This is a genomic window from Kitasatospora sp. NPDC093806 (assembly GCF_040683335.1).
Lineage (GTDB): Bacteria > Actinomycetota > Actinomycetes > Streptomycetales > Streptomycetaceae > Kitasatospora.
Map to the genome: position 1 here is coordinate 1 of NZ_JBFBDO010000178.1, position 9,456 is coordinate 9,456.

9 protein-coding genes are annotated in these 9,456 nt (G+C 73.6%); 4 read left to right on the forward strand and 5 right to left on the reverse strand.

Translation table 11 applies throughout. The annotated features are described in order from the left end of the window. The 3 genes from AB0N76_RS38145 to AB0N76_RS38155 all read left to right on the forward strand — a co-directional run. A partial coding sequence (locus AB0N76_RS38145; protein ID WP_363565442.1) for an Hsp70 family protein occupies nt 1-1,251 on the forward strand: 1,251 nt, incomplete at its 5' end. Beyond that, nucleotides 1,248-1,850 (forward strand): nucleotide exchange factor GrpE, encoded by a 603-nt coding sequence (gene grpE, locus AB0N76_RS38150; protein ID WP_363565443.1) that lies wholly within the window; start codon nt 1,248-1,250, stop codon nt 1,848-1,850. The genes AB0N76_RS38145 and grpE, both read left to right, overlap by 4 nt. A 134-nt stretch (nt 1,851-1,984) precedes the next feature. Next, a complete protein-coding gene (locus AB0N76_RS38155) occupies nt 1,985-2,425 on the forward strand; it encodes a helix-turn-helix transcriptional regulator (protein ID WP_363565444.1) in 441 nt (146 codons plus the stop codon). Between the two features lie 57 nt (nt 2,426-2,482). On the opposite strand, the gene AB0N76_RS38160 is transcribed toward AB0N76_RS38155, so the two are convergent. Next, nucleotides 2,483-2,779, reverse strand: a complete 297-nt coding sequence (locus tag AB0N76_RS38160) for a helix-turn-helix transcriptional regulator (RefSeq protein WP_363565445.1) — start codon at nt 2,777-2,779, stop codon at nt 2,483-2,485. Nucleotides 2,780-3,293: 514 nt separating this feature from the next. Here AB0N76_RS38160 and AB0N76_RS38165 point away from each other — a divergent pair. Next, nucleotides 3,294-4,511: a helix-turn-helix transcriptional regulator gene (locus tag AB0N76_RS38165; RefSeq protein ID WP_363565446.1), complete on the forward strand. Its 1,218-nt coding sequence runs from the start codon at nt 3,294-3,296 to the stop codon at nt 4,509-4,511. A gap of 110 nt (nt 4,512-4,621) precedes the next feature. Here AB0N76_RS38165 and AB0N76_RS38170 read toward each other — a convergent pair whose 3' ends face one another. Genes AB0N76_RS38170 through AB0N76_RS38185 form a run of 4 tightly spaced genes read right to left on the reverse strand, consistent with a single transcriptional unit; the run spans nt 4,622 to nt 9,369 of the window. Beyond that, a complete protein-coding gene (locus AB0N76_RS38170) occupies nt 4,622-5,935 on the reverse strand; it encodes an MFS transporter (RefSeq protein WP_363565447.1) in 1,314 nt (437 codons plus the stop codon). Then, nucleotides 5,925-7,190: an ATP-grasp domain-containing protein gene (locus AB0N76_RS38175; protein ID WP_363565448.1), complete on the reverse strand. Its 1,266-nt coding sequence runs from the start codon at nt 7,188-7,190 to the stop codon at nt 5,925-5,927. Before AB0N76_RS38175 ends, AB0N76_RS38170 begins: the two co-directional genes overlap by 11 nt. A gap of 50 nt (nt 7,191-7,240) precedes the next feature. After that, on the reverse strand, nt 7,241-8,212 hold the full coding sequence (locus AB0N76_RS38180) for a hypothetical protein (protein ID WP_363565449.1): 972 nt from the start codon (nt 8,210-8,212) through the stop codon (nt 7,241-7,243). A gap of 47 nt (nt 8,213-8,259) precedes the next feature. After that, nucleotides 8,260-9,369, reverse strand: coding sequence for a GNAT family N-acetyltransferase (locus tag AB0N76_RS38185; protein WP_363565450.1), 1,110 nt, complete (start codon nt 9,367-9,369; stop codon nt 8,260-8,262). Nucleotides 9,370-9,456: the final 87 nt, after the last annotated feature.

Below are 9,456 nucleotides of genomic sequence, written 5' to 3' on the forward strand. Positions count from 1 at the left end.
CTCGGCGGCGACGACTGGGACCAGAAGGTCGTCGACCACCTGGTCAAGGTCTTCCAGGCCGGCCACGGCGTGGACCTGTCCAAGGACAAGATGGCCCTGCAGCGGCTGCGCGAGGCCGCCGAGAAGGCCAAGATCGAGCTGTCCTCGTCCTCCGAGACCTCGATCAACCTGCCCTACATCACGGCCTCCGCCGAGGGCCCGCTGCACCTGGACGAGAAGCTCACCCGGGCCCAGTTCCAGCAGCTGACCGCGGACCTCCTGGAGCGCTGCAAGGTCCCGTTCCACAACGTGATCAAGGACGCGGGTATCTCGCTCTCCGAGATCGACCACGTCGTCCTGGTCGGCGGCTCCACCCGGATGCCCGCCGTCGCCGAGCTCGTCCGCGAGCTGACCGGCGGCAAGGACGCCAACAAGGGCGTCAACCCGGACGAGGTCGTCGCCATCGGCGCCGCGCTCCAGGCCGGCGTCCTCAAGGGCGAGGTCAAGGACATCCTGCTGCTCGACGTCACCCCGCTGTCCCTCGGCATCGAGACCAAGGGCGGCATCATGGCGAAGATGATCGAGCGCAACACCACGATCCCGACCAAGCGCTCGGAGATCTTCACCACCGCCGAGGACAACCAGCCCTCGGTCCCGATCAACGTGTACCAGGGCGAGCGCGAGATCGCCGCGTACAACAAGAAGCTCGGCATGTTCGAGCTGACCGGCATCGCCCCGGCGCCCCGCGGCCTGCCCCAGATCGAGGTCACCTTCGACATCGACGCCAACGGCATCATGCACGTGATGGCGCGCGACCTGGGCACCGGCAAGGAGCAGAAGATGACCGTCACCGGCGGCTCCGCGCTGCCGAAGGACGACATCGAGCGGATGATGCGCGAGGCCGAGCAGTACGCGGAGGAGGACACCAAGCGCCGCGAGGCCGTGGAGACCCGCAACCAGGCCGAGCAGCTCGTCTACTCGACCGAGAAGTTCATCGCCGACAACGCCGACAAGCTGCCGGCCGACGTCAAGACCGAGGTCGAGGCCGCCATCGGCGAGCTCAAGGAAGCCCTCAAGGGCGAGGACATCGCCAAGATCCGCGAGGCCACCGAGAAGGTCTCCACCACCGCCCAGAAGCTCGGCCAGGCGCTGTACGCCAACGCCGACGCCTCCGGCGCGGCCGCGGCCGGTGACGCCGCCGGCGCCAAGGACGACGACGTCGTCGACGCCGAGATCGTGGACGACGAGAAGCCCAAGGGCGGTGCGGCATGACGGAGAAGCCGCAGGGCGCTGAGCCCGGCGACGACTCCGCCGGGCGGCCCGACGAGGACACCGCCCCCGCGGCGGACGTCGACGGCGCGGCACCGGAGACCGAGGAGACCGACGGCACCGCCGCGGCCAAGCGCGAGCTGGCCGAGCGGACCGCCGACCTCCAGCGCCTCCAGGCCGAGTACCAGAACTACCGCAAGCGGGTCGAGCGCGACCGGCTGACGGTCCGCGAGATCGCCGTCTCCAACATCCTGGAGTCGCTGATCCCCGTCCTGGACGACATCGGCCGCGCCCGCGACCACGGCGAGGTCACCGGCGGCTTCAAGTCCGTCGCCGAATCCCTGGAGACGGTCGTCGCCAAGCTGGGCCTGCAGCAGTTCGGCAAGGAGGGCGAGCCCTTCGACCCGACCATGCACGAAGCCCTGATGCACAGCTACTCCTCGGAGGTCACCGAGGACACCTGCGTCCAGATCCTCCAGCCCGGCTACCGGATCGGCGAGCGGATCATCCGCCCGGCGATGGTCTCGGTCGCGGAGCCCCAGCCGGGCACCCAGACCGTCACCGCGGCCGCGGAGGACGAGGACGCGCCCGCCCAGGACTGACCACGGTCCAGGGGGACCGACCGCAGTCGAAGACCGCTCCGCCGGTCCGGTGAACCACCGGACCGGCGGAGCGGTCCCCCGGCGGGAGCGAGCACCGCACAGGACACGGCAGACGCGCGCGAAAGGAGTACGGAGTGTTCGGGCTCAGCGCCGACGACCAGGGTTCGTACGACCCGGCCGACGACACCCCGGTCCACGTCATCTCGGTGGCCGCCAAGCTCTCCGGCCTGCACCCGCAGACCCTCCGCCAGTACGACCGGATCGGCCTGGTCTCCCCCGGCCGCGCCGTCGGCCGCGGCCGGCGCTACTCCGCCCGCGACATCCGGCAGCTGCGCCGGATCCAGCAGCTCACCCAGGACCAGGGCATCAACCTGGCCGGCATCAAGCGGATCACCGAGCTGGAGGCCACGGTCGCCGAGCTGCAACAGCTCCTCACCGACCTCCAGGCCGCCGTCGCGCCGCCGGCCCCGCCGACGCCGACGGCCCTGGTCCGCGCCCGGCAGTACAGCCTGGTGCGCTACCAGGGCCCGCAGCAGCCGGGGCCGCTGACGACGTGGCGGTTCCCCGTCTCCTGACGTCCGCCGGCGTCCACCGACGTCCGCTGACGTCCGCCGACTCCGCGCCGGATGGCCTCAGCAGGCCTCGGACATCGCCGCGCTGGCGGCCGGATCGGCCCGCAGCCATTTCGCGACCAGTGCGGCCCGGCTGTTGATTCCGTAGCGCAGGTAGAGCCGCTGCAAGTGGGACTCGACCGTTCTCGGCGAAACGTCCAGTATTCGGCCGATCTCCTTGTTGCTGTTGCCCTCGCTGATGAGCAGCACGATCTCTCGCTGGCGATGGCTGAGGTGGAACTCCATGACGGCCTCCAGGTGGCGGATGGTCATTGACTCCGCGTCGAACGGGAACGTTGCGGCGATGGCGCCGGACACCAGGGCAACGCCGGCACCGCCCTCGCAGCAAACTTGACAGAACGTGTCACATCGATTGTCTGGTTCGAATACATCGCACCCGACAGGCATGCCCAAGCCCCCCTCGCTTCATGCCTGCCTCGTCATGCCCACACCCCTCTGCCTCACCCTAGGCACTCCCCCCATGACCCTGTCAAGTATTGTCATCCGATCTGGCAATGACACATGACGGGCAAAGGCATAACATGAGTTGCCACCGGTGCTAACATTTAGCGCCGGGAGGCCAACGGGGGACGGCCTGGCCCAGAGCGGGAGCAGCGACCACAAGTCGACGCCCTGGCGGATGGCGCCCTGCCCGGCCGCCGGTGTATCGGACCGCCAGTCCGGCCACCGCGACCCGGAATTTCGGATTGAGTATTTCGCATTCACTCGGTACTGCGGACGAACGCGGTCGGCTCGAGGCTCCGCGCTCCGCCTGTGCTCTCCCCCGATAGGTTATTCGATGGATTTCCTGGAACAACCGACCTTTGGTCAGGTGCTGAACCGACTCCGGGTCGAGCGCGGGCTGAAGCAGAACGACCTGATCGGCCCGGGCCTGTCCGCGAGCTATCTGTCCCGCCTGGAGTCCGGCGAGCGTCCGGCCACCCCACATGTGGTCGCCCACCTCTCGAAGCGCCTCGGCGTGCAGCCCACCTCGTTCGCCACCCACGTGCCGGCGAATTCCCTGCTGCTGCTCGCGAAGGGCACCAGCGCGCTGAACTCCGGCACCACCGCGGAGGCCGCCCGGCTGCTCTCCGACGCCGCGGACTCCGCCGAGCTGCTCACCCCGGAAATGAGCGCGCTGCTCTGGCCGATCCAGTGGCAGCTGGTCCAGGTCTACGACGGTCTCGGGGAATACCAGAAGAACGAATCCATTCTGAGCCGGCTGCTGGAGCACCCCTCCACGAAGGCGAATCCGCAGCTGCGCATCCAGGTGCTGGTGAAGCTCTCCGAGACGCTGCGCAACCTCGGCAAGCCCGCCGAGGCGGTGGCCGCGGTCGAGGAGGCCTGGTCGGCCCGCGACTCGCTGGACACGGTGGACCTCGGCGACTGCCTGCACATCCGGATCGCCGCCGCCGCCGCGCACACCGAGGCCGGTCAGCACCTCACCGCCGACATGCACAGCAGCTGGCTGCTGGACCACCTGGACGAGGCGGAACCGCATCTCCAGGCCCGCATCCTCTGGGTCTCGGCCGGCTGCAAGATCCGCCGCGGCTCCGCCCAGGAGGGCCTGAAGCTGCTGGTCCGCGCGGTCGGCGTGCTGGACAGCCGGGTGGACCCGCTGCTCTGGGCCCGGCTGCGGCTGGCCGCGGTCGCGCTGCACCTGCGGGTCAACCCGAAGCCGGCCCCGGAGCTGGCCCACTGGCTGGCCGAGGCGCGCAGCGCGCTGACCCTGGTCGGCGAGCCCCGGCACCTGACCGAGCTGGCCCTGATGGAGGCCCGGCTGGCCTACGCCGAGGACGGCCTGCCGCGGGCCGCCAGGCTGCTGGAGGACGCCTTGGCGCAGGGCAAGCTGCTCTCGCACCGGGACCGCACCCAGGCCGAGATCCTGCGGCTCAGAGTCTCCGCCAGACTCGGCGACACCGCCGAGGCGGTCCGCGAACTGCGGGCCCTGGCCTCCCGGCTGGAGCAGGACGGCCACTTCGACCTGGCCGGGGACGCCTGGCGGACCACCTCCGAGATCGCCCTCCCACCGGAGCCGGCCCAGGACTGAGCGCCGCCCGGGCACCGTCGGGCGGCGTCCGGGCACGACCGAGCGGTGGACGCCGCCGCGCCACCGCGGAGACCTCCACCGCCCGTCCGCCCGCCCGGCGGACCACCCGGTCAGCGCGCCGCCGCCGCGACCCGCTCCCCGGCCCCGGCCGGGTCCGCCGGCCTGCGCAGCCCCCTGATCGCGGGCAGCGCGAGCACCGCGCAGGCCGCGACCAGCTGCCAGAGCGCGCCGACCGCGAGCACCCGGCCGATGCCGGCCCGCTGCGCCAGCGGACCGGCCAGCGACAGGCCCACCGGGCCCAGCGCGAGCGAGCCGAGCGACACGTAGGAGCGCACCCGGGAGAGCATCTCGTTCGGGATGTGCTCCTGGAGCGTGGTCGGCCAGAGCGTGTTGAACAGCGCCTGCGCGACCCCCGCGCAGAGCGCGCCGGCCGCGACGGCGGGCAGCGGCAGGCGCAGCGCCAGACAGGCGCTGGGCGCCGCCCAGCACAGGCTGGCGACCGTGGTGACCACCAGCGGCCGGCCCGGCCGGACCCCGAGCAGGGCGAGGCCGCCGGCCAGCGCGCCGAGGCCGTACCCGGCCATCACCAGGCCCCAGGAGTCCGGCCCGCCGTAGCGCCGCTCGGCGGTGATCGGCCCGAGCACCAGGAACGGCCCCCAGACCAGCAGGTTGAAGGTGCAGAACTGCAGGGTGACCGCCCACAGCCAGCTCCGCGAACGGAACGCGGTCCAGCCCTCCCGGAGCTGGACGAGCGGCGGTACGCCCTTCTGCGGCAGGCCGCCGTCCACCGGCAGCACGGCCAGCATCAGGGCGCTGACCGCGTAGCTCACCGAGTCGAGGGCGAGCACGGTGGCCGGTGAGACTACGGTGGCCAGCAGGCCGGCCGCCGCCGGTCCGATCAGCGAGGCCACCGAGCGGGCCGTGCTGAGCAGCGCGTTGGCGTCCTGCAGCTGCCGGGCCGGGACCAGCGCGGTCACCAGGCCGTCCAGCGACGGTCCGAAGAACGCCTCGCCGACGCCGCCGAGCGCGGCCAGCACGACCAGCAGCGGGAGGGAGCCCTGCCCGGTGAGCAGCGCGGCGGCCAGCGCGGCCTGGCTCACGGTCCGCAGGGTGTCCGCGGCGAGCAGCACCTTGCGCCGGGGCAGCCGGTCGCCGGCCACCCCGCCCGCCAGCAGCAGGACCACCAGCGGCACGATCCGGGCCGCCATGACGACGCTGACGTCGGTGAGCGAGCCGGTGTTCGCGAGCACCGCGAACGGCAGCGCCGTCGAGGCCATCGCGGAGCCGGTGAGCGAGACCGAGTAGCCGCCGAAGAACAGCCGGAACCGCGGTTCGCGGAGCGCGGCCAGACCCCGGCGCACGGCGGGCAGCCCGCCCCCGTCCCCGCGTTCGGCCTTCCGCGCGGACCGGCGCTCAGACCGCATCGCGCACCGGCCGGACGTCGAGCCGGGCGTGGAAGCCGATCCGGTCGAGGGCCCGCTGCGCGCGCTCCACCGCCGTCGCGGCGTCCGGCCCGTGCGCCCGGACGTGGCCGATCCGGGAGAACGCCGAGGCCAGCGGCTCCAGCCGGCTGCCGGGGGCGACCTGGACCTCGGCCTCCTCGACGTACTCCAGCGCGCGCACCTCCTCCAGTCCGGAGACCGACTCCAGCACTCCCCCGCCGCGCACCACCGCGAGCCAGATCGCGTCGTGCCGCGCGGGCCGGGCGGCGGCCGCCGCCAGCTCCTCGTCGATCCGGGCCAGCAGGCCGCGCTCGCCGGCGATCTGGCGGGCCGTGAGGCCGGCCAGGTCCACCCCGAGCGCGCTCCTGACCAGCTGGGGGATCCGCGCCCCGGACATCCGGACGTGGGTCTCGATGGTGCGCGGGCCCTCGTCGGTCCACACCACCTCGGTGCAGGACGGGCCGAAGGTGATGCCCACCGCGTCGAGCACCGCCTCGACGTGCGCGGCGATCGCCTCCCGCGTCGCGGCCGGGACCTCGGCCGGCAGCACGTGGCCGACCTCGACGAAGGTCTCCGGGTCGGAGAACTTGCGGGTCAGGCAGACCACCCGGTGCCGGCCGTCCTCGGAGAAGGCCTCCACGCTGAACTGGGGCCCGCGGTGGAAGCGCTCGACCAGCACCTCGCCGCTCGCCCAGGGGCCGCGCTCACCGGCCGTCGCGAGGGCCGGCCCGAGGTCCGCCGCCGACTCGATCCGGCGGATGCCGACGCTGCCGACCCCGTCGGCGGGCTTGGCGATGCAGGGGTAGCCGTGCTCGGCCACGAAGGCCCGCAGCTCCCGCTCGTCCCGGACGACCGCGGCGGGGGTCGGGTCGACGCCGGCCGTCCGCAGCCGCTCGCGCATCGACGGCTTGTGGTGGACCAGGCGGACCGTCTCGGGGCTGTGCCCGGGCAGGCCGAGGGCGGCCGCGATCGCGGCCGCCCGGTCCTGGTCGTGCTCGCCGAAGCAGCCGATCCGGGTGAACGGCTCGGCCCGGTGGGCGTCGGCCGCGGCCGCCACCCACTCCTCGGTGCCGGCGTCCGCGCGCATGCCCAGGACCCGCCGGTGCCCGGCCGGTTCGTGGGCCGTCGCCACCGACTCCAGCCGGCACATCAGCGTGGTCGTGATCCCTTCGGCCAGTCCGCGCATGACGGCCGGGAAGTCCAGCCCTCCGCCGACGACCAGTACGTGCTCGGGCATGGGTCACCCGGTCCTTTCCTCGGTGCTTCTGGGGGTACTTCGCCCGGGTCTCAGCCGGGCAGCCGGTCGTCGGTCAGTAGGACGCTCGCGAGCATCGCGGCCTTCATCCACATCCCGTTGGTGACCTGCGGCAGGTACTGCGCCGCCGGCAGGGCGTCCACGTCGGTGTCGATCTCGTCGGTGCGCGGGCCGGGGTGCAGGACCGGGACGTCCCGGCCGACCCGGCGCAGCAGGGCGGCGTCGATCCGGTAGCGCTCCGGGGTCCGCTCGGGCACCGACTGCTTGTCGTGCGGGAGGTTGTGGTCGGGGTGGCGGGTGCCGATGGTCTCCACCAGGTCGCAGCCGGCCAGCAGGTCGGCGACGTGCTCGGCCTCGCTCCAGCGCACGCCGGCCGCCTCGAAGAGCTTGCGGGTGTCCTCGGGCACCTCGGTGCCGGGCGCGGGCAGGAAGACCACCTCGGCCGGGGCGAGCGCCGCCAGCACGAAGGAGATCGAGTGCAGCGAGCGGATGGTGGGGTTGCCGAGCAGGCCGATCCGGGCGCCCGTCACGCCGCCCAGCAGCTGGTGCATGGTCCACACGTCGCCGAGCGCCTGCGAGGGGTGCTCGTTGTACCCGTCGCCGGCGTTGACCACCGGGACCGGGGAGACGGCGGCGGCCCGGGCGGCGGCCCCGGACTCGAAGTGCCGCAGCACCAGGGCGTCCACCAGCGAGCCCAGGTTGGCGACCACGTCCTCCAGGCTCTCCTGGTAGAAGTCGCCGGCCCGGGTGGTCTTGACGTCGGCGAAGCCGACCCGGGCCGCGCCGAGCCGGGCGGCCGCCGCCTCGAAGGCGATCCGGGTGCGGGTGCTGGGCTGGTAGAAGGCGGTGGCGACGACCTTGCGGGCCAGCAGCCGGGCGCACTCCTCGGCCGGCAGCGCGCGCAGGGCGGCGGCCAGGTCGAAGAAGCGGTGGGCCCGCTCCCGGTCGATCTCCTTGACGCTGATCAGGTGGCGCGGGCCGGGGGTCGGTCCGGGCTTCGTCATGTGCTGCTCCTCGGGGGGAAGTGGGGTGCTGTTCGACTCGGCCGCGGTCACCAGGGCTCGGTCACGGTGACGGCCGGGCCGAGGGCGGCGCGGCGCTCGGCGTTGGCGGCGCGGGCCGGGTCGGGCGTCCAGAGCGGCCGTTCGCCCAGGTCCAGGGCCCAGAGCGGGTGGAGGGCCGCGCCGCGGGCGGTCTTGGCGGCCACCGTGGACATCCCGAGGTGGACCCGGCGGAACCCGTGCCCGATCGCGTGCCGGACCGGCAGGTAGTAGGCGAGGGCGAAGTACTCGAAGGCCCGGCCGGCCGCCTCGTAGTCCATCGCGAACATCCGGCTGTAGACGGTGTCGTGGTCGGTGTAGGCCAGGCAGGCCACCACCAGCCGGCCGTCCCGGCGGGCGGTGAAGACCAGGTCCTCGGACCGGCAGTGCCGGGCCTGGACCTCCAGGGTGCGGCGCAGCCCAGCCTCGTCCACCGGGTTGCCGTGCTTGCGTTCCAGGTTGGCCGCCAGCGGGACGAACTCGTCGAGGCAGTCGGCGAGGTGCTCGGTCCCGAGCCGGTAGCCGGCCCGTTCGAAGGCGCGCCACTCGCGCTGCACCTCGCGGCGGCGCTTGGACGCCCCGGCGAGCGGGTGGCCGGCGAACTCGGCCGGGAGCTCCTCGACCGCGGCGTCCACGTCCAGCAGGACCGGGTGGCGGTCGGGCAGCACGGTCCGCCACTGCCGCACGGTGTCGGTGTCCGCGTACAGGGCGACCGCGCCGGCCAGGTCCCGTTCGCGGACCACCGCGCGCAGGCCGTCGAGCAGCCGGGCCAGGACGGCCGGGCGGTCGGCGTCGGGCGCGGTCAGCAGCGGGCTGGTGTAGGCCTTCTTGGTGGCCACGCACAGGTACGGCCGACCGGCCGGGTCGGCGGTGGGCAGCAGCCGTTCGGGCCGGAGGAAGGGGTTCTCCCGGCCGGTGGTCACCCAGGCGGGGACGGCGGCCAGCAGCCGGCTGCCGTCGCCGACGGTCACGGCCAGCACCTCCTCGCCGGTCGCCTCGGCGGCGCAGGCCAGCCAGCGGTGGCCGGCGTAGAAGGGGACGGCGGGCCCGAGGCCGGCCCACAGCTCCGGCGGGACCTCGGCCACCGGGCGGACCTCGGTCCGCAGCGCGGTCGGCGACATGGGGGTTCCTCCTGCTCTCGACGAGGGGGGTCACGCACGGGCGGGCCGGGGGCGGGGGGGGGGGCGGGGGCGCCCCCCCCCCCCCCC

Coding starts and splice junctions, on each gene's coding strand:
- AB0N76_RS38185 (WP_363565450.1), bottom strand. CDS start 9,369: ATGTCGCCGACCGCGCTGCGGACCGAGGTCCGCCCGGTGGCCGAGGTC.
- grpE (WP_363565443.1), top strand. CDS start 1,248: ATGACGGAGAAGCCGCAGGGCGCTGAGCCCGGCGACGACTCCGCCGGG.
- AB0N76_RS38170 (WP_363565447.1), bottom strand. CDS start 5,935: ATGCGGTCTGAGCGCCGGTCCGCGCGGAAGGCCGAACGCGGGGACGGG.
- AB0N76_RS38175 (WP_363565448.1), bottom strand. CDS start 7,190: ATGCCCGAGCACGTACTGGTCGTCGGCGGAGGGCTGGACTTCCCGGCC.
- AB0N76_RS38180 (WP_363565449.1), bottom strand. CDS start 8,212: ATGACGAAGCCCGGACCGACCCCCGGCCCGCGCCACCTGATCAGCGTC.